Origin of the sequence: Streptomyces olivochromogenes, assembly GCF_021538895.1 — a bacterium.
Lineage (GTDB): Bacteria > Actinomycetota > Actinomycetes > Streptomycetales > Streptomycetaceae > Streptomyces > Streptomyces olivochromogenes_A.
Window position 1 is genome coordinate 1 of the sequence record NZ_JADDRL010000040.1, and the last position, 20,049, is coordinate 20,049.

Sequence of the window (20,049 nt, forward strand, 5' to 3'; positions counted from 1 at the left end):
GTTTCCAAACTCTATCAGTGCTTTTCCGTCTCTCTGACCACCCTCTCGCAGACATGCAAAAGGAGACCCAGAGAAAGGATCTGACTAGTTTGGGTGCCGCTGAGCCAGGACGCTTGGTAGCGCCGCTCGGTCTCAAGCAGGGGTACGACTGTACACGGGGCCTTGAAGCACGTGCAAATCGATTGGGCTGGTGGTCTAGACCACTAGCTGGTAGCTTTCATGCGGAACGGGCACTTCATCTGGCATACCCTGCTGCTCAGCGTGCCGTTCGGGACAGAACTAATGACGGCCCATCTGCCGCTCCACCCCTGGGAGGCTTCCCATGACCACCGTGACGTCCCCTGTCGCAGGACGCTCCATCGGACTGGCATCCGTGCCGGATCCGGTCTTCTCCGGGGCCATGGTCGGCCCGGGTACCGCTATCGACCCCGTCCGTGAGCCTGCCGAGGCCGTCTCGCCGGTGGACGGCGTCATCGTCTCCCTGCACCCGCACGCCTTCGTCGTCGTCGACGACGAAGGCCATGGCGTACTCACCCACCTTGGCATCGACACCGTGCAGCTCAATGGCGAAGGCTTCGAGCTGCTCGTCAACAAGGGCGACACCGTGACCCGCGGCCAGAGCATCGTCCGCTGGAACCCGGCCGCCGTCGAGGAGACCGGCAAGTCCCCGATCTGCCCCATCGTGGCGCTGGAAGCCACGGCCGAGTCCCTTTCCGAGCTCCGTGACGACGGCGATGTGAAGCCCGGCGACAGCCTCTTCGTCTGGAAGTGACGTCGTTGCCGTCGTGCGACGGCGAGCAGGACAACCACCGCGGCGGCGGGACCCGCCGCACTATCGGAGACGGGTGAGATGGAGACAACGCTGCGAGGCGTCGGCGTGAGCCACGGTGTGGCGATCGGCGAGGTTCGGCACATGGGAACGGCGGTGCTGGAACCGCCTGCCAAGCAGATCCCGGCGGAGGAGGCGGAGCGCGAGCAGGGGCGTGCCCGCCAGGCCGTGGAAGCCGTGGCCGCTGACCTGATGGCGCGCGGCAATCTGGCCGGGGGCGAGGCCCAGGCGGTGCTTGAGGCGCAGGCCATGATGGCCCAGGACCCCGAGCTCATCGCGGACGTGGATCGGCGTATCGCCGTCGGCAGCACGGCCGAGCGTGCCGTGTACGACGCGCTCGCCGCGTACCGGGAGCTGCTGGCCGGGGCCGGTGAGTACTTCGCCGGCCGGGTGGCCGACCTCGACGACGTGCGGAACCGTATCGTCGCCCGGCTGCTCGGGGTGCCCATGCCGGGTGTCCCGGACAGCGACGAGCCGTACGTCCTTGTCGCCCGTGACCTCGCGCCCGCCGACACGGCCCTGCTGGACCCGACCCTGGTGCTCGGCTTCGTCACCGAGGAGGGCGGGCCGACCAGCCACAGCGCGATCCTGGCACGGGCGCTCGGCGTTCCGGCCGTCGTGGCGCTGCCGGGTGCCGTTGACCTGGCCGAGGGCACGGTGATCGCCGTGGACGGCAGCACCGGTGACATCTTCGTCAACCCGAGCGAGCAGAAGAAGGCGCAGCTGGAGGCCGCGGCGGCCGAGCGCAAGGCCGCGCTGGCCGCCTCGACCGGGCCGGGTGCCACGGCCGACGGACACAGGGTGCCGCTGCTGGCCAACGTCGGTGGGCCCGCGGACGTGCCGGCCGCCGTCGAGGCCGGCGCGGAGGGCGTCGGTCTCTTCCGTACCGAGTTCCTCTTCCTCGACGACAGCAAGAGGGCGCCGTCCGAGGAGAAGCAGGTCGAGGCCTACCGGCAGGTTCTCGAAGCGTTTCCCGAGGGCCGTGTCGTCGTGCGCGTGCTGGACGCGGGTGCCGACAAGCCGCTGGAGTTCCTGACCCCGGCGGACGAGCCGAACCCGGCGCTGGGCGTGCGCGGTCTGCGGACGCTGCTCGACCACCCCGAGGTCCTGCGCACGCAGCTGACCGCGCTGGCGACGGCCGCGGAGGGACTGCCGGTCTACCTCGAAGTGATGGCTCCGATGGTGGCCGACCGGGCCGACGCGAAGGCGTTCGCGGACGCCTGCCGTGACGCGGGGCTGCGCGCGAAGTTCGGCGCGATGGTGGAGATCCCGTCGGCCGCGCTGCGGGCGCGCTCGATTCTGCAGGAGGTCGAGTTCCTGTCCCTGGGGACGAATGACCTCGCGCAGTACACGTTCGCCGCGGACCGCCAGGTGGGTGCGGTGTCGCGTCTGCAGGATCCGTGGCAGCCCGCGCTGCTCGACCTGGTCGCGCTGGCCGCCGAGGCGGCGAAGGCCGAGGGCAAGAGCTGTGGTGTGTGTGGCGAGGCCGCGTCCGACCCGCTGCTGGCCTGTGTGCTGACGGGTCTGGGTGTCACCTCCCTGTCCATGGGTGCGGCGTCGATTCCCTATGTCCGGGCGACGCTGGCCAAGTACACGATGGCCCAGTGCGAGCGGGCCGCGTCAGCCGCGCGCGCGACGGACAGCGCCGAGGAGGCGCGTGGCGCCGCCCAGGCTGTGCTGTCCGGCGAGTAGAGGGTGCGGTCCGGCGAGCGGTCGGACCACGTCAAGGGTTTGATCAGGGGCGCTCCGCCTGCGGGTGGGGCGCCCCTGGTGTGTTCAGTGGCGGTGTCCCGGGGGCGTGTCCTCCTCACCGAGGTCGGGTGGGACGCAGTAGTCCACGCCGGATTCGGGGGCGATGAGGTCTCCGTTCTCGATGTCGGTGCAGTAGGCGTCGAAGACCTCGGCCGCGGTGAGGGGTGCCAGTCCGTCTCCTCGCAGGCGCCAGCCGTAGATACGGTCCGTGGTCCCCGGGGCGGTGGTGCGCATGACGAGTCCGCCGGCGCTGCGGGTGGCCAGGCCCAGGGCGAGGACGGTGGTGAATTCGAGGGCTTCCGCCTCGTCCAGGTGGGTGGCGCCGTCGCTGTCGTCGTCGGCGTGGAGGACGGAGACGAGGGGTTCGGGTGTGCTCATGACGCTGCACACCAGGTGTCGTTGGCCGGGAGCGGCCGTGTCGAGGATGCGGACGACGAGGTCGGCGGCGTGGGTGAAGGCGGCTCGGCCGATGTCCTCGCCGCAGGAGGCGCAGGGTCCGAGGCGGGCCAGCAGGGTGCTCGCGTACTCCCAGGTGGCTTGGCGGACGGCCTCGTCGACGAGGGCGGGCAGCAGGTCGGCGAGGGCCTGGCCGTCGTACGCGATGGTGGGGCCGGTGGCCGCGAGTTCCGCCGTGAAGCGGGTGCGGCTCGTCGGGACGTCCGGGTCGAGGCTGTTCTCGGCGCAGAATTCGGCGTACTCCTCGGGGTCGAAGAGGGCCAGTGTGGTGTGGCCGCCCTGCGCGGCGCGGGTCTTGAGGACGGCCTCCACCTGCCGGAGGTAGGCCGCGTGGTCGTCGAAGGTGAAGCTGCGGTAGCGCCGCATGGCGCGGAAGTCGTGCTCGTCGGTCAGCAGGCCGATGGTGCCGGCGATTTCGCGGTGCAGGACGCGTCGCATGGCCTGGTGGTCGGTGTGCGCCATGTTTCCCCCTGTGCGCAGTCGATCAATGTTCACTCACCGTAACCGGCGGCACTGACAATGGGGTCCGTCGCAGGCGGTCACGGACCGGGCGGTGCTGGAACGCGCAGGTCACGGCGATGGTCGTGCCGAAGACGGTCCAGCCGAGGGGGCCCGCGGCGATGGCCGCGGTGACGGCGAGTGGCCCGAGGCTGCGCTGGGCGGACTGGGCGAGTCCGTGGAGGCCGCGGAGCTTGGTCGTCGCCGCGCCGCCGTCGGCCGAGAGCGCCATCGTGATGCCGCCGAGGGCGAAGGCGGCGGAGAGCGGGATGAGGAGGGCGCGGGCGGCCGCGGTGGTGGCGAAGCGGGCGAGGGGGATCTGGAGGGCCACGACCATCACGCTGTTGAGGAGCAGGAGCAGGGGTGCGAGGCCGTGGGGTGCGTGGCTGGTGTGGGCGATCCTCAGGGGCAGGCCGACCTTGAAGACGGTGTCGTCGAGGAAGAGCACCGTCTCAGTGGCGACGTAGGCAAGGTAGGTGCGGTCGCGCCAGGGGTTGGCGGGCCCGGTGGTGGGGGGCTTGTCCGTCGAGGCGGCGACGATGCGGGAGGGCGACGGGGGTTCCCCGCAGCGCAGGGTGAGGAGCGCGGCGGCGGCGAAGGAGAGGGCGTCGCCGGTGAGGAGCCAGCGGTAGGCCGTGGTGGTGCCGAGGGTGAGGGCCGCCGCGGCAGCGAGGCCGCCCAGGGCCCGGCCGGCGTTGGCGACGGTGCGGTGGAAGGCCTGGTAGCGGACGCGGTCCGGTCCGGCGACGCGGGTGGCGTAGAGCCTGGTGAGGACGTTCGCGGCCCGGTCGCCGAGGCTGCCCCGAGCGGCTGGCCTCGGACTTCGCCGCCGTGCTGGGCGAGTCCGAGGCCACCTATGGAGGCTGACCGAAACCTCTGGAGCGGTCAGGCGCGCTTGCGGGCGAGCTCCTCGTAGAAGCCCAGCAGGCCGAGGTTGTCGATGGAGCCCGGGTTCACGGCCTTCTCCAGAGGGGTGCCCTGGAGGAGGCGCTTGACCGGTACCTCGATGCGCTTTCCGGTGAGGGTGTGCGGGACGCCGGGCACCTCGATGATCTCGTCGGGGACGTGGCGCGGCGAGAGCTGTTCGCGGATGGCCTGTTTGACGCGGTTCACCAGGGCCTCGTCGAGGACCGCGCCCGGGGCCAGGTGCACGAACAGCGGCATCCAGTAGCCCCCGTCGGGCTGCTCGATGCCGATGACCAGGGATTCCTTGATCTCGGGGAGGCGTTCGACGACCTCGTAGATGTCCGCCGACCCCATGCGCACGCCCTGGCGGTTGAGAGTGGAGTCGGAGCGGCCGTGGATGACGACTGAGCCCCGGGAGGTGACCGTGATCCAGTCACCGTGACGCCAGACGCCCGGGTAGGTGTCGAAGTAGCTGTCGTGGTACCGGCTGCCGTCCGGGTCGTTCCAGAAGTGGATCGGCATGGAGGGCATGGGGTTGGTGACCACCAGCTCGCCCACCTCGTCGACGAGGGCGGCGCCGTTCGGGTCCCAGGACTGCAGGTCGGTGCCCAGGCAGGGCGCCTGGAGCTCGCCGATGTACACCGGGAGCGTCGGTACGGCTCCGGCGAAGCAGGAGCACACGTCCGTGCCGCCGCTGACGGAGGCGATCCACAGGTCGTCGCGGACCTCGTCGTGCAGCCAGCGGAAGCCGTCGGGCGGCAGGGGCGAGCCCGTGGTGGCGACGCACCGCACCCTGGAGAGGTCGAAGTCGCGGGACGGGTGCACGCCGGCCTTGCGGCAGGCCATGACGTACGCGGCCGAGGTGCCGTAGAGGGTGGCTCCGGTGCGTTCGGCGATCCGCCACTGGGCGCCCGTGTCCGGGTAGCCCGGGCTGCCGTCGTACAGGACGATCGTCGTGCCCGTGAGCAGGCCGGAGACGAGGAAGTTCCACATCATCCAGCCGGTCGAGGTGTACCAGAAGAAACGGTCCTCGGGGCCCAGGTCGCAGTGCAGGCCGAGCTGCTTGAGGTGCTCGACCAGGATGCCGCCCTGGGACTGGACGATGGCCTTGGGCAGGCCGGTCGTGCCGGAGGAGTAAAGCACCCACAGGGGGTGCTCGAACGGGACCTGTTCGAAGACGGGCTCCGTGTCGGCCGACGTCAGGGCCGACCACTCCAGGGCTCCTTCGGGCGCCTCGGTGCCGAGGAGCGGGATGTGGACGACGGCGCGCAGGGTGGGCAATTCGCGGCGGAGTTCGGCGACGATCTCGCGGCGGTCGTGCTCCTTGCCGCCGTAGCGGTAACCGTCGACGGTGAACAGGACGACGGGTTCGACCTGCTGGAAGCGGTCCAGGACGCTGCGGGCGCCGAAGTCGGGGGCGCAGGAGGTCCACACGGCGCCGACGGCGGCCGTGGCGAGGAGGGCGACGACGGCCTCGGGGATGTTCGGGAGGTAGCCGCTGACCCGGTCTCCGGGACGGACGCCGAGGGCGCGCAGTTCGGCGGCCAGGGAGCCCACCTGGCGGCGCAGCTCGGACCAGGTCACCGGGCGCGGATCGTGGGTCTCGTCGACGTAGAGGAGTGCGGCGTCGTCCGGCCGGGTCGCCGCGGAGCGCAGGGCGTGCTCGGCGTAGTTCAGGGTCGCCCCGGGGAACCACTGCGCGCCGGGCATCGCGCGGTCGCCGAGCACGCGCGCGTAGGGCGTGGCGAACCGTACGTCGAACCACTCGGTGACGGCTTTCCAGAAGGTGTCCAGCTCGTCGACGGACCAGCGGTGCAGTGCCGCGTAGCCGCCCTCGGACGGTGCGCCGTGGTGCTCGGCCGCCCAGGCCTGGAACTTCGTGATGCGTGCCTGGGCGATCCGTTCCGGATCTGGCTGCCAGAGCGGCAGGGGGTTCGCGGTCGACATGGGCGGCTCCCGGACTGTGCGCGTTGTGTGCGTCGCTCGCGCACGGGCAGGGGTGTGCGCGTGACGCGGCTGACACGGACGATGCCATGTGATCGACTTCTACACCAGGGCGCGCCCCACATAGTCGTTGGCGTGAAGGTGTGGTCCCAGCACGGGTGAACGGCAGTTGAACGGCACGCGTGGGTGGGGCGATGAGTGGCAGGGTGAACAGCATGGACGGTCGTGACCTGGTGCGTTCGGTGAAGGTGGTCGGTTCGACGAGAGCGGCCCAGGGGTTGCGTACCGTGAGGGCCGCGTGGCGCAGGAGGCGTACCGACGCTGCCGGGCTGCCGCCGCGGGGCGCCGAGCGCGCGCGGGTGCCCGGGCCGGTGCAGGGCGCGGAGCCCGGGCCCGGGGGCGGTCTCATCCGTTTCAGCCGGTCCGAGCTGCGGATCCTGGTCACCGTGAACGGCGCCGTCTTCTGGGGCTGGGACGGGGCCGGTCCCGAGCCGTCGTACGCGCTCGCGGGGCGCTGTCCGGAGCCGGACCCCAGGGCGGTGCTGGAGCCGGACAAGGACGGCGGCTGGCGGGTCGTGGCCGAGCGGGTGACGATCGTCGTCTCCCGGCACGGCGCGATCGAGGTGTGCACACCGGGTGGCGTGATGCTGCGGCGGGATCTGCCGCCGCGGTGGTGGGAGCCGGTGGGCGGCGGTGCGGCGCGCTGGCTGCAGCGGTCGGAGGTGGCCGCCGACGCGCGCTTCTTCGGCCTGGGAGGCCGTGCGTCGGGCGCCCGGCTGCGCGAGGGTACGTACCGGCTGTGGAACACCGACCCGGGCGGTTCCTTCGGCCCCGGTGACGATCCGCTGTACATCACCATGCCGGTGCAGCTGGTGGTCGCCGACGCGGCGACGCACCTGCTGTTCCACGACTCCTCGTGGGACGGGACGGTGACGCTGCGGGAGGGCGAGGAGGGCGCCGGGTCGGGCCACGACCGGACCGGGCGGTGCGAGCTCCGGATGGACGGCGGCCCGCTGCGCTGCTGGGTGGTGGTGGGCGCTCCCGCGCGCGTGCTGCACACGTGGGCCTCGATGACGGGTGCGCCCGCGCTGCCGCCGGCGTGGGCGCTCGGGCACCATCACGCGCGCTGGGGCTTCGGCAGCGAGCAGGAGGTGCGCCGGATCGTCGCCGGGTACCGGGAGCGCGATCTGCCGCTGGACGCGGTGCACCTGGACATCGACCACTACGACGCGCATCAGGTGTTCACCGTCGACCGGGAGCGCTTCCCGGGGCTGCCGGCGCTCGCGGAGGAACTGCGGCGGGACGGGGTCCGGCTGGTGTCGATCGTCGATCCCGCGGTGAAGGCCGCGCCGGGCAACGCCGTGTTCGACGGCGGGTCGGCCGTGGACGCCTTCGTGCGGGACGCCGCCGGGGGGATGGTGCGGGGCGAGGTGTGGCCCGGGGAGTCGGTCTATCCGGACTTCACGCACACGCGCGTGCGGAAGTGGTGGGGCGGCCTCTACGAGGAGCGGCTCGGGCAGGGCTTCGCCGGGTTCTGGCACGACATGAACGAGCCCACGTCCTTCAACGCCTTCGGTGAGTCGACGCTGCCGCGCTCGGCACGGCACGCCCTGGAGGGCCGCGGCGGCGACCACAGGGAGGCCCACAACGTGTACGCGCTGTGCATGGCCAAGGCGGGCTTCGAGGGGCTGCGCGAGCTCGCTCCCCGGCAGCGGCCGTTTTTGTTCTCGCGCTCCGGCTGGGCCGGTATGCAGCGCTACGGGGGCACGTGGTCCGGGGACGTGGCTACCGGCTGGCCCGGGCTGCGGGCGTCCCTGTCTCTGGTGCTGGGGCTCGGGCTGTGCGGGGTGCCGTACTCGGGACCGGACGTGGGCGGCTTCGACGGGAGCCCGTCGCCGGAGCTGTATCTGCGGTGGTTCCAGCTGGGCGCGTACCTGCCGCTGTTCCGCACGCACGCGAGTCTGCGGGCGGGGCGCAGGGAGCCGTGGGAGTTCGGGCAGGACGTGCTGGAGCACGCGCGCGTGGCACTCGCCGAACGCCGTCGGCTGCTGCCGTACTTCATGACGCTGGCCCATGTGGCCCGGCGTACCGGCGCCCCCTATGTGCGGCCCCTGTGGTGGGGCTCGCCGGAGGACCGGGCGCTGCGCGACTGCGACGACGCCTTCCTGCTGGGCGACAGCCTGCTGGTGGCACCGGTGCTCGATCCGGGCACGGACCGGCGCGCGGTGCAGCTGCCCCGGGGGCGCTGGTACGACACGGTGACCGGGCGGGTCTACGAGGGGCCGGGGCAGGTCCTGGTGGACGCCCCCTTGTCCCGGATCCCGGTGCTCGCGCGCGCGGGTGCCGTGGTGCCCGTGCAGGGCGAGGACGGCGGGCTGGAGCTGGAGGTGTGGGCGCCCGTCCGGGGCCGGAGCGGCGGCGGGGTGGTCGTGCCGGACGCGGGCGACGGATGGGACGAGCCGGAGATCGAGCGCTACGTCGCCCGCTGGGAGGGCCGACAGGTGGTGGTCACCCGGGAAGGGGAGGACGGCGCGGGCGGCCCTGCCTACCCGGTGCGCATACGCGGGCTGGGGTGAGCGGGGCTCGCCGGCGTGAGCGCGGGGCTCAGATGTACCGGCCCTCGAACCAGGCCTTCACGGCCAGGGTGTGCAGCGGGAAGGCGAGTTCCTCCGGCCTGCGCAGCAGGTGCCAGCCTTCCGTCTCGTCCGTGGGGTCGGACGGCGGAAGGAGGTCGGCCGGACGTTCCGGGAGGAGCCCGAACAGCAGCAGGTGTCCGTCGGGCGAGCTCATGGCGTCGACGAGCCGCACGTCGCGGGCGGCCGCGTCGATGCCCGTCTCCTCCCTGAGTTCGCGCACGACGGCCTGCCGCCAGTCCTCGCGGTCGTCGATGTAACCGCCGGGCAGCGCGGTACGCCCGCGCGCGGGAACGATGGTCCGGGTGACGACCACCAGGGCGGTGCCCTTGGTGTCGTACACGGGCAGGAGGGCGATCGCCACGGGCAGCGGATTGCGGTAGGCGACGGCCCCACAGGCCTCACAGGTGCGGGGCCAGCCGGAGACTCCCTCTCCGTAGGGCGCTCCGCAGCTCGAACAGTGCGAGTCCGGCACGGAGTTGGTTGGTGGGTGCTGAATTTCGGACACGCGCGGACTGTATCCGATCACAGGAACGACGTCTTCCGGAAGCGACCCGAAGATTCGTGGTCGGAAAACGGAGGGGCGGCCGGAACCACCCCCGTCGGCCCCGGCCGCCCCTCCCGTTACCACGACGCCGCAAGGGGTCGTCCGGTTCTCCCGCGCGGCCTGCCGATTTCCGGTGACCCGTGACACACTCCTGACGATCCGTCAGATTCGATGTCCGGGAGGGACTTTGTCGCGCACACACACGCCCGCGGTCTCCGGCTGGTTCACCGGTGAGGGGGATGCGTTCCGGCTGCTCGGCACGCGGTGTTCCGCCTGCGCCTCGGTCTTCTTCCCCCGGGAGGACGTCCACTGCCGCAATCCGGGGTGCCCCGGCGGCGGCCTGGAAGAGGTCGCCCTCTCGCCACGAGGACGGATCTGGTCGTACACGGACAGCCGGTACCGGCCTCCGTCACCCTATGTGAGCGATCCGGAACTTCCGTGGGAACCGTACGCGTTGATCGCTGTGGAGCTGGAGTCCGAGCGGATCGTGGTGCTGGGGCAGGCGGTTTCGGGCGTCACCGTCGCGGACCTGGCGGTGGGCATGGAGGTGGAGGCCGTCCCCGGAGTGCTGCACGAGGACGCGGAGACGACCTGGACGATCTGGAAGTGGCGGCCGACGGGGGTGACGGCATGACGGCGGACGTGGCGGTGCTCGGCGTGGGCATGCACCCCTGGGGCAAGTGGGGGCGCGGCTTCTCCGAGTACGGGGCAATGGCAGCCCGCGCGGCACTGGCCGACGCCGGGCTGCAGTGGCGGGACATCGGCTCGATCGTCGGCGCGGACACGGTGCGTGGCGGCTACCCGGGGTACGTCGCGGGAGCCACGTTCGCGAAGGCCCTGGGCTGGCAGGGCGCCCGGGTCACCAGCGTGTACGCGGCCTGCGCGTCCGGTGCGCAGGCGGTCGCCACGGCCCGCGCACAGATCCTCGCCGGGCTCACGGACGTGGTGCTCGTGGTAGGGGCGGACGCGGCGCCCAAGGGGTTCTTCCGGCCGGCCGGCGGAGACCGGCACGACGATCCGGACTGGCTGCGCTTCCGGCTGCTCGGGGCGACGAATCCGGCCTACTTCGGGCTGTATGCGCGGCGGCGCATGGCGGTGCACGGCGACACCCTGGAGGACTTCGCACTGGTCAAGGTCAAGAACGCCGCCATGGGGGCGTTGAACCCGCACGCGCGCTACCGCAAGCGGGTGACCGCCGAGGAGGTCGCCGCCTCCGCCGTGGTCGCCGATCCGCTGCGGCTGCTCGACATCTGCGCCACCTCCGACGGCGGCGCGGCCCTCGTGCTGTCCAGTCTGGAGTTCGCGAGGCGGCGCGGAGTGCCGCGGCCGGTGCGGATCCGGGCGGTGTCCACGGTGACGCCGCGCTATCCCAGCACCGTCCTGGACCTGCCGGACATCGCCACGGACTCGGCAGCGGCGGTGGACCCGCCCGGCGAGACGTTCCGGGCGTCCATCGCCCGCGCCGCCTACGAGGAGGCTGGGATCGGCCCGGAGGACTTGTCCCTGGCCGAGGTCTACGACCTGTCCACCGCACTGGAGTTGCAGTGGTACGAGGATCTGGGACTGTGCGGCGAGGGTGAGGGCGCAAAGCTGCTGCGGGAAGGCGCGACCTCCCTGGGCGGGCGCATACCCGTGAACGCCAGCGGCGGGCTCGCCTCCTTCGGGGAGGCGGTGCCGGCGCAGGCGCTCGCCCAGGTCTGCGAGCTGACCTGGCAATTGAGACAGGCGGCGGGCGAGCGGCAGGTGTCCGGAGCGCGCGCGGGGATCACGGCCAATCAGGGCCTGTTCGGGCACGGTTCGTCGGTGATCGCGGTGCGGTGAGGGTGAGGTGCGGGGAGGGTGTGACGGAAGGGTTTTCGACGCGATCCGTACGCTGTGTGATCGGCCCGGAATCCTGCGTGAACGTCTTATGAACTGGGCCTGGGCGCCCTCGGGCAGCGCCATCATGCTCCCGTGCACTCCGTGACGGATACTCTCCGCTTCGCCTTCCAGCCGGTGGTCAATCTGACGACCGGTGGGATCGCCGCGCTGGAGGTACTCGCCCGCCCGGAGACCGGCGACATACTGGCCGAAGCCCGTCGAGACCCCGAACTCGACGGCCGACTGGCCGTGTTGGCGCTCCGGGCGGCCGCTCGCAAGGAGACGCTGCTGCCGCTGCACCTGAACGTGTTCGCGGCCACCCTCGCCGACCTCGGCGGCCTCACGCCGCTGCACGACGCCGTGCGCGCGGCCGGGCGCATGCCGTGGGAGGTGACCCTCGACGTCGTCCCGCCGTACACGCACGTGCCGCAGCGGGCGCTGCTGGAGGCGGTGGCCGCGGTGCGCGAGCAGGGGTTCCGGATCAGCGCGGATGGCATCGGGGACGGCGACGTACCGCTGCGGCTGCTCACCGACCTGTCCCCCGACCTGGTCAAACTGGACGCCTCGCTGCTGGCGCGGCCGGCCGCGGTACGGGCGATGCGCACCCTGTGCGAGCAGTTGGGCGCCCTGGTGGCGATCGAGGGCGTGGAGACCGAGTTGCAGTGCGCTGCCGCGATGGCGGCCGGGGCGCAACTGGCGCAGGGTGAGCTGTTCGCGCCACCGGCCCGGATTCCCGCCTCGGACGTATACGTTCCGCCCCGCTCCCCCGGTGCCGTGGCGTTGCCGAAGCCGGGTCCGTCGGTGCGGGAGTTCATCCGGCCCGCCGCGCTGCTTCCGGTGACGGCGTCCGCGGGACAGGTGCGGGCGCTGCTGACCGGGTCGCCGGACGTGTCCGGGGTGCTGCTCGTGGACCAGACCGGGGTCCCGGTGCGCTCGGTGCACCGCTCCCGCTTCCTGCTGTCGCTCTCGGGCCGCTACGGGCACGCCCTGTACGCCGATCGTCCCGCGTTCAAACTGGGCGACGTGCCGCGCACGGTCGGCATCGACGCCACCGCCTGGGAGGTGCTGGACGTGGTGGCGGTCGGCGGTCGGGACCGCACCTCGGACGACGTGGCCGTCGTGGACCGCCACGGGCGGTGCGTGGGCGTCGTGCGGCTCGCGGACCTGGTGCGGGCGCTGGCGGAGAGCCGGGTCGAGGAGGCCGCCGCGCTCAATCCGCTGACCCGGCTGCCCGGTTCGGACTCGATCACCGGCGAGGTGGACCGGTGGCTCGCCAACGGACGCACCTGTGTGCTGAGTTGGCTGGACATCGACCACTTCAAGCAGGTCAACGACGGCGCCGGCTTCGCCGCGGGCGACGAGCTGATCCGTTCGGTGGGGCGGGCGCTGGTGCACGCGGCGTCCGGGAACACGCGCGTGGGGCACATCGGCGGGGACGACTTCCTGGTGCTCGCGGACGAGGACGGGCTGGACCCGCTGGTGGCCGCCGTGCTCGACGCGCGCTGGACGGCCGGTGGGCGCCCGGTCACGCTGTCCCTGGCCACGGTCGTGTGCGTGCCCGGCAGCGTGGCCGACCACCGGCAGGCCGCCGCGTACCTGGCGCCGCTGAAGAGGGCGGCCAAGTCGCTGGGCGGGGCCAGTTGGGTGCTGGGACGGGCGGGGCTGCCCGGACACGAGATCCGGCGGGGTTCCGGCGGCGCGCCGGCCCAGGCGGGGTACATGGCGGTCGAGCCGCTGCGCTGAACTCCCGCGCCCCGCACACGTGTCGGGCTGTCACGGGTGCCGGGCGAACACCTGTCACCGTTGCCGTCGGCGACCTTGACGCTCCCAGGACGCCGGTGAACACTTCCGGGTGTCGGTCGACATCGCCGTACATTCTCGGCGTAATCAGGCACTGCGCCGCGGGCCCCTGCTGAGCCATGGCCCGTCCCCCATGGGCGATTCGGCTGCGACGGCACGCTCGTCACGGACGCCGGGCGGGGCGCGGGACTCTCCCTGCCTTCGGCTGAAGTCGCCAAGGGAACCGTTCCTGCACGGAGGAACCGGGCAGACCCCGGACCAGCGCCTAGGAGCCGCCATGAGCAACGGAGACATATTCGTCGGCGAAGTCATCGGCACCGCGATCCTGATCATGTTCGGTGCCGGTGTCTGCGCCGCCGTCACCCTCAGACACTCCAAGGCCCGGGCCTCGGGGTGGGTGGTGATCGCGTTCGGCTGGGGCATGGGCGTGCTGGCGGGCGCGTACACCGCCGCTCCCCTCTCCGGCGGACACCTCAACCCCGCGGTCACCCTCGGCATCGCCATCGACACCGGCAAGTGGGACAAGGTCTGGGTCTATCTGCTGGGCCAGATGGTCGGCGCGATGATCGGTGCCGTCCTGGCGTACCTCGTCTACCTGGCCCAGTTCCAGGCGAACGTCCGCGAGAAGGGGTCGTCGGAGGAACCGACCGCCACCCTCGGCATCTTCTCCACCATTCCGGAGATCCGGAACCCGGTCGCCAACCTCATCACCGAGATCATCGCGACGATCGCGCTCGTCCTGCCGATCCTCGCCTTCGGGCTGACCAAGGGGCTCGGCGAATCGGGCACCACCGTGCTGATCGTCTCGCTGCTCGTCGTCGGCATCGGTCTCTCCCTCGGTGGGCCCACGGGCTATGCCATCAACCCGGCGCGCGACCTCGGCCCGCGCATCGTGCACACCTTCCTGCCGATCCCGAACAAGGGCACGTCCGACTGGGGTTATGCCTGGGTCCCGGTCGCCGGCCCGCTGATCGGAGGAACGCTCGCGGGCCTCATCTACAACGCAGCCTTCTGACCCGGCGATCAAGGGGTAGCCATGACGGACACCGTCGACAAGTACGTTGCCGCAATCGACCAGGGCACCACCTCAAGCCGCTGCATCATCTTCGACCACGGTGGCGCGATCGTCGCCGTCGACCAGCGCGAACACCGCCAGATCTTCCCCAAGCCCGGCTGGGTGGAGCACGACGCCACCGAGATCTGGTCCAAGGTGCAGGCCGTGGTCGCCGGTGCGATCGCCAAGGCCGGACTGCGCGCCGACCAGCTCAGCGCGCTCGGAATCACCAACCAGCGCGAGACGACGGTCCTGTGGGACCGCGCCACGGGCAAGCCCGTGCACAACGCGATCGTCTGGCAGGACACCCGCACCGCGAGCCTGTGCAACGAACTGGGCGGCTCGGACGGCCAGGACCGCTTCCGCGAACAGACCGGCCTGCCGCTGGCCAGCTACTTCTCCGGACCCAAGGCCGCCTGGCTGCTCGACAACGTGCCGGGCCTCAGGGACCGCGCCGAACGCGGCGAGATCGCCTTCGGCACCATCGACTCCTGGCTGATCTGGAACCTCACCGGCGGCACCGAGGGCGGCCGGCACGTCACCGACGTGACGAACGCCGGGCGCACCATGCTGATGAACCTGGAGACGCTCCAGTGGGACGCGTCCATCCTGGCGGCGATGAACGTGCCCGCGGCGATCCTCCCCGAGATCAGGTCCTCGGCGGAGGTGTACGGCACCGCCGTCGGGCAACTCGCGGGCGTCCCGGTCGCCTCGGCGCTGGGCGACCAGCAGGCGGCCGTGTTCGGCCAGGCCTGCTACGACGTCGGCACGGCGAAGAACACCTACGGGACGGGGAGTTTCCTGCTGCTCAACACCGGCAACCGGCCGGTGCCCTCGAAGAGCGGGCTGTTGACGACGATGGGGTACAAGATCGGCAGTGAGGCACCGGTCTACTGCCTCGAAGGGTCCATCGCGATAACGGGCGCCCTCGTGCAATGGTTCCGCGACCAGCTCGGGATCATCCGCAGCGCCGACGAGATCGAGACCCTCGCGGCGAGCGTCGACGACAACGGGGGCGCCTACATCGTGCCGGCGTTCTCCGGGCTGTTCGCGCCGTACTGGCGCTCCGACGCGCGCGGGGTCGTCACCGGCCTCACCCGGTACGTCACGAAGGCCCACCTCGCGCGCGCGGTGCTGGAGGCGACCAGCTGGCAGACGCGGGAGGTCGTGGACGCCATGTTCCAGGACTCCGGGGTGCACATCACGACCCTGAAGGTCGACGGCGGCATGACGAAGAACAACCTCCTCATGCAGCACCAGGCCGATGTGCTCGGCGTCCCGGTGATCCGGCCCAGGGTCTCCGAGACGACCTGCCTGGGCGCCGCGTACGCGGCCGGACTCGCCACCGGCGTGTGGAACGACCTCGACGAGCTCAAGTCGCACTGGCAGCGGGACGTGGAGTGGACGCCCACCATGGAGGCGTCGGTGCGCGACCGCGAGTACCACAACTGGCACAAGGCCGTGGAGAAGAGCCTCGGCTGGCTGGAGGACGGAGACGAGCGCTAGGGCTCCCACAGGGCCGCGGCCCGTACCCCGGTCGGCGGGGGTACGGGCCGTGCGCGAGCCTCAGGTGGTGACGGCCTCGCGGCGGCCGGCCGCGTACGCCATCGCGTGCTGGACGACCCCGATGAGCACCTCCTTGACCGACTCCCGGTCGCGTGCGTCGCACAGCACCAGGGGGACGTCGCCGTCGAGGTCGAGTGCCCGGCGGACGTCCTCGGCCGGATAACGGGCCGCTCCCTCGAAGCAGTTGACGCCCACGACGAAGGGTATGGAGCGCCGCTCGAAGTAGTCGACGGCGGCGAAACAGTCCTCCAGGCGCCGGGTGTCGGCCAGCACGACGGCGCCCAGGGCGCCCTCGGACAGCTCGTCCCACATGAACCAGAACCGCTCCTGCCCGGGCGTGCCGAAGAGGTACAGCACCAGGTCCTCGCGCAGGGTGATGCGGCCGAAGTCCATGGCCACGGTGGTGGTGTGCTTGCCCTCCACACCGCTGGTGTCGTCGACCGGGCGTCCGGCCTCGGTGAGCTGCTCCTCGGTGCGCAGCGGCCTGATCTCGCTGACCGCGCCGACGAGGGTGGTCTTGCCCACGCCGAAGCCGCCGGCCACCAGGATCTTGAGCGTGACGGGCTCGACCGGAGGCTTCCCGCGCTCAGAACGCCCGAAGATCATCGATCTCTACTCCTGCTTGATGGGGGTCGGATGACGGCGGGCCGTAGCCTCCGCCACCGGGGGTTTCGATGACGAGTACGTCGTCGGGGCCGACGTCGGCCGCATCGCTGCCGCCGAGTTCGGTCACCGTACCGTCGGCCCGCTCCACCCGGTTGGCACCGAGCGCGCCGGCCTCGCCGCCCGCCATACCGTACGGCGGAACCCGGCGGTGCTGGGACAGGGTGGAGACCGTCATGGGCTCGTGGAAGCGGATGCGGCGCACCGCGCCGTCCCCGCCGCGCCACTGCCCGGCGCCGCCGCTGTCCGGCCGGATCGCGAACTCGTCGAGCAGCACGGGCAGGCGCCACTCCAGGACTTCCGGGTCGGTCAGCCGCGAGTTGGTCATATGGGTCTGGACGACGCTCGCGCCGGGGAAGCCGTCTCCCGCGCCGGAGCCGGAGGCGACGGTCTCGTAGTACTGGTGGCGTTCGTTGCCGAAGGTGACGTTGTTCATGGTCCCGGAGCCCTCGGCCTGGACGCCGAGCGCCGCGTAGAGGGCGCCGGTGATGGCCTGGGACGTCTCGACGTTGCCCGCGACGACGGCGGCCGGCGGCTCGGGGGCGAGCATGGAGCCGGACGGCACGACGATCTCCAGGGGGCGCAGACAGCCGTCGTTCAGGGGGATGTCGTCGGCGACGAGGGTGCGGAAGACGTACAGGACGGCCGCGTTGACCACCGAGAACGGGGCGTTGAAGTTGGTGCCGAGCTGTGCGGACGTACCGGTGAAGTCGATCCTCGCGGCGCGCTGTTGGCGGTCCACGCGCACGCGTACCCGGATGACGGCGCCGGAGTCGGTCTCGTAGGCGTACTCGCCGTCGTCCAGGGCGTCGATGACGCGGCGGACCGCTTCCTCGGCGTTGTCCTGGACGTGGCGCATATAGGCCTGGACGACGTCGAGGCCGAAGTTCTCGATCATCCGGCCGACTTCGTCGACGCCCTTCTGGTTGGCGGCGATCTGGGCGCGCAGGTCGGCGAGGTTGGTCTTCGGGTTGCGGGACGGGTGGGGCGCCTCGGTGAGGAGCCGGTGGGTCTGCTCCTCGCGGAAGCGGCCGTTCTCGGCGAGCAGCCAGTTGTCGAAGAGGACGCCCTCCTCCTCGATGGTGCGGCTGTTCGCGGGCATGGAGCCGGGTGCGATGCCGCCGATCTCTGCGTGGTGCCCGCGAGAGGCGACGTAGAAGAGGATGTGGTCACCCTGCGTGTCGAACACGGGCGTGATGACCGTGACGTCCGGCAGGTGCGTGCCGCCGTGGTACGGGTCGTTGACCGCGTAGGTGTCGCCGGGCCGCATGGAGTCGCCGCGCCGCCGGATGACCTCCTTGACGCTGGTGCCCATCGAGCCCAGGTGGACGGGGATGTGGGGGGCGTTGGCCACCAGGTTTCCGTCCGGGTCGAACAGCGCGCAGGAGAAGTCCAGCCGCTCCTTGATGTTGACGGACTGTGCCGTGGACTCCAGCCGGGCGCCCATCTGTTCGGCGATGGACATGAAGAGGTTGTTGAAGACCTCAAGCAGGACCGGGTCGGCTTCCGTGCCGAGATCGGAACTCTGCGTAATCGCCGCGCGTTCCATGACCAGATGCCCGTCGTCGGTCGCCGCGGCCCGCCAGCCGTCGTCGACGACGGTCGTGGCGCTGGCCTCGGTGATGATCGCGGGGCCGGTGACGGTCTCGCCGGGAGGCAGGTCCTCGCGGCGGTGGAGGGGTACGTCGCGCCAGGCGCCGCCGGTGTGCAGCCGGACGGTCTCGGGAGCGATGGAGCGGCCCTCGTACGGGGCTAGGGCGGACAGATCGGGGGGTTCGGTGATGCCGGTGGCTTCCACGGAGAGGGCTTCGACGACGACCGGGCGGTCGAGTGTGAAGGAGTACGTGGCGCGATGACGTTCTTCGAAGACGTGCCTCATGTCGTCGGGCTCGGTCAGCTCGACGGTGAGCGTGGTGTCGGTGCCGTCGTAGCGGAGCTGGGCGCGACGGGTGACCCTGATGCGGTCCTCGGGGATGTCCTCGGCGAGGAGCTCGGCGCGGGCCGCGCCCTCCAGGTCCTCGGCCGTCTTGCGGACGCCCGGCATCGAGGCGGCCTCCAGGGGCGCCTCGACGGACTGTTCGCGCATCGCCGTGGTGTCGGCGAGGCCGATGCCCAGGGCGGAGAGGACACCGGCCATGGGCGGCACGAGGACGGTGCGGATACCGAGCGAGTCGGCGACCATGCAGGCGTGCTGGCCGCCCGCACCACCGAAGGTGGTGAGGGCGTAGCGGGTCACGTCGTGCCCCTTCTGGACGGAGATCCGCTTCACGGCGTTGGCGATGTTGGCGACGGCGATCTGCAGGTAGCCCTCGGCGACCTGTTCGGGGGTGCGCTCGTCCCCGGTCCGCTCGCCGATCTCACGGGCGAGGGCGGTGAAGCGTTCGCGGACCTGCGCGTCGTCCAGTGGCTCGTCGCCGTCGGGGCCGAACACCGTCGGGAAGTGGGCTGGCTGGATACGGCCGAGCATGACGTTGGCGTCGGTGACGGCGAGCGGCCCGCCGCCCCGGTAGCAGGCGGGGCCCGGGTCCGCGCCCGCCGAGTCCGGGCCCACCCGGTAGCGGGAGCCGTCGAAGTGCAGGACCGAGCCGCCCCCGGCGGCGACGGTGTGGATGTCCAGCATGGGCGCGCGCAGCCGGACACCGGCGATCTGCGTGGTGAAGACGCGTTCGTACTCGCCCGCGAAGTGCGAGACGTCGGTGGAGGTGCCGCCCATGTCGAAGCCGATGACCCGGTCGAAGCCGGCGAGCTGCGACATCCTGGCCATGCCGACGATGCCGCCGGCCGGCCCGGACAGGATGGCGTCCTTGCCGCGGAACTGCCCTGCCTCGGCGAGTCCGCCGTTGGACTGCATGAACATCAGGCGCACGCCCTGGAGCTCGTCGGCGACGTGCTGGACGTAGCGGCGCAGCACGGGCGACAGGTAGGCGTCGACGACGGCGGTGTCCCCGCGCGGCACGAGCTTCATCAGCGGGCTGACCTCGCTGGACAGCGAGATCTGCGGGAAGCCGACGCGGGCGGCCAGCTCGCCGATCGCCCGTTCGTGGGCGGGGTGCAGATGGCTGTGCATGCAGACGACGGCGACGGCGCGGATCCCGTCGTCGTACGCCTCCCTGAGCGGGCCTTCGAGTGCGTCCAGGTCGGCTGCGCGCAGGACGGTGCCGTCGGCCGCGATCCGCTCGTCGGCCTCGACGACCCGCTCGTACAGCAGCTCCGGCAGTTCGATGTGGCGGGCGAAGATGCGGGGGCGGTTCTGGTAGGCGATGCGCAGGGCGTCGCGGAAGCCCTTGGTGACGACGAGGAGGGTGCGCTCGCCCTTGCGTTCCAGGAGCGCGTTGGTGGCGACCGTGGTGCCCATCCGGACGGCCTCGACCCGCTCCTCGGAGCCGTCGAGGAGGTCGCGCACGCCGGCGACGGCCGCGTCGGCGTAGCGGGCGGGGTTGTCGGACAGCAGTTTGTGGGTGAGCAGCCGGCCGTCCGGGCGCCGCGCGACGATGTCGGTGAAGGTGCCGCCTCGATCTACCCAGAACTGCCAGCCAGTCAC

General features: G+C 71.6%; 14 protein-coding genes. 8 read left to right on the forward strand and 6 right to left on the reverse strand.

What is annotated here, in order from left to right; translation table 11 throughout:
* The first annotated feature begins 322 nt into the window (after nt 1-322).
* Nucleotides 323-772, forward strand: a complete 450-nt coding sequence (locus IPZ69_RS21185) for a PTS sugar transporter subunit IIA (RefSeq protein WP_235455768.1) — start codon at nt 323-325, stop codon at nt 770-772.
* Nucleotides 773-850: 78 nt separating this feature from the next.
* Nucleotides 851-2,521, forward strand: coding sequence for a phosphoenolpyruvate--protein phosphotransferase (ptsP, locus tag IPZ69_RS21190; RefSeq protein ID WP_235455769.1), 1,671 nt, complete (start codon nt 851-853; stop codon nt 2,519-2,521).
* 84 nt (nt 2,522-2,605) lie between these two features.
* Here the strand turns inward: ptsP and IPZ69_RS21195 are convergent, their stop codons facing one another.
* The 3 genes from IPZ69_RS21195 to IPZ69_RS21205 all read right to left on the reverse strand — a co-directional run bounded on the left by IPZ69_RS21195 (nt 2,606) and on the right by IPZ69_RS21205 (nt 6,388).
* The gene (locus tag IPZ69_RS21195) at nt 2,606-3,499 is read right to left on the reverse strand and encodes a hypothetical protein (RefSeq protein WP_235455770.1); all 894 of its coding nucleotides are present in this window, start codon (nt 3,497-3,499) and stop codon (nt 2,606-2,608) included.
* 22 nt (nt 3,500-3,521) lie between these two features.
* Nucleotides 3,522-3,983 carry a hypothetical protein gene (locus tag IPZ69_RS47475; RefSeq protein ID WP_308407527.1) on the reverse strand — a complete coding sequence of 154 codons (462 nt, stop codon included), beginning with the start codon at nt 3,981-3,983 and terminating at the stop codon, nt 3,522-3,524.
* A gap of 437 nt (nt 3,984-4,420) precedes the next feature.
* Nucleotides 4,421-6,388, reverse strand: a complete 1,968-nt coding sequence (locus IPZ69_RS21205) for an acetoacetate--CoA ligase (protein ID WP_235455772.1) — start codon at nt 6,386-6,388, stop codon at nt 4,421-4,423.
* Nucleotides 6,389-6,600: 212 nt separating this feature from the next.
* Between IPZ69_RS21205 and IPZ69_RS21210 the strand changes: the two genes are divergently transcribed.
* Nucleotides 6,601-8,961 (forward strand): glycoside hydrolase family 31 protein, encoded by a 2,361-nt coding sequence (locus IPZ69_RS21210; RefSeq protein ID WP_235455774.1) that lies wholly within the window; start codon nt 6,601-6,603, stop codon nt 8,959-8,961.
* Nucleotides 8,962-8,989: 28 nt separating this feature from the next.
* On the opposite strand, the gene IPZ69_RS21215 is transcribed toward IPZ69_RS21210, so the two are convergent.
* Entirely contained in the window at nt 8,990-9,526 is a 537-nt protein-coding gene (locus tag IPZ69_RS21215; protein ID WP_235455775.1) for an NUDIX domain-containing protein, read from the reverse strand.
* A 226-nt stretch (nt 9,527-9,752) separates the two neighbouring features.
* Between IPZ69_RS21215 and IPZ69_RS21220 the strand changes: the two genes are divergently transcribed.
* The 5 genes from IPZ69_RS21220 (at nt 9,753) to glpK (ending at nt 15,785) form a co-directional block, all read left to right on the forward strand.
* On the forward strand, nt 9,753-10,199 hold the full coding sequence (locus IPZ69_RS21220; protein ID WP_235455776.1) for a Zn-ribbon domain-containing OB-fold protein: 447 nt from the start codon (nt 9,753-9,755) through the stop codon (nt 10,197-10,199).
* Nucleotides 10,196-11,386 (forward strand): lipid-transfer protein, encoded by a 1,191-nt coding sequence (locus IPZ69_RS21225; protein WP_235455777.1) that lies wholly within the window; start codon nt 10,196-10,198, stop codon nt 11,384-11,386. The genes IPZ69_RS21220 and IPZ69_RS21225 overlap by 4 nt, the downstream gene beginning before the upstream one ends.
* Before the next feature lie 132 nt (nt 11,387-11,518).
* The gene (locus IPZ69_RS21230; protein ID WP_235455778.1) at nt 11,519-13,168 is read left to right on the forward strand and encodes a GGDEF domain-containing protein; all 1,650 of its coding nucleotides are present in this window, start codon (nt 11,519-11,521) and stop codon (nt 13,166-13,168) included.
* Nucleotides 13,169-13,502: 334 nt separating this feature from the next.
* Nucleotides 13,503-14,240: an MIP/aquaporin family protein gene (locus IPZ69_RS21235; RefSeq protein WP_235455779.1), complete on the forward strand. Its 738-nt coding sequence runs from the start codon at nt 13,503-13,505 to the stop codon at nt 14,238-14,240.
* A 21-nt stretch (nt 14,241-14,261) separates the two neighbouring features.
* On the forward strand, nt 14,262-15,785 hold the full coding sequence (gene glpK, locus IPZ69_RS21240; RefSeq protein ID WP_235455780.1) for a glycerol kinase GlpK: 1,524 nt from the start codon (nt 14,262-14,264) through the stop codon (nt 15,783-15,785).
* 60 nt (nt 15,786-15,845) lie between these two features.
* Here glpK and IPZ69_RS21245 read toward each other — a convergent pair whose 3' ends face one another.
* On the reverse strand, nt 15,846-16,451 hold the full coding sequence (locus IPZ69_RS21245) for a GTP-binding protein (RefSeq protein ID WP_235455781.1): 606 nt from the start codon (nt 16,449-16,451) through the stop codon (nt 15,846-15,848).
* Nucleotides 16,432-20,049 carry a hydantoinase B/oxoprolinase family protein gene (locus IPZ69_RS21250; RefSeq protein ID WP_235455782.1) on the reverse strand — a complete coding sequence of 1,206 codons (3,618 nt, stop codon included), beginning with the start codon at nt 20,047-20,049 and terminating at the stop codon, nt 16,432-16,434. Before IPZ69_RS21250 ends, IPZ69_RS21245 begins: the two co-directional genes overlap by 20 nt.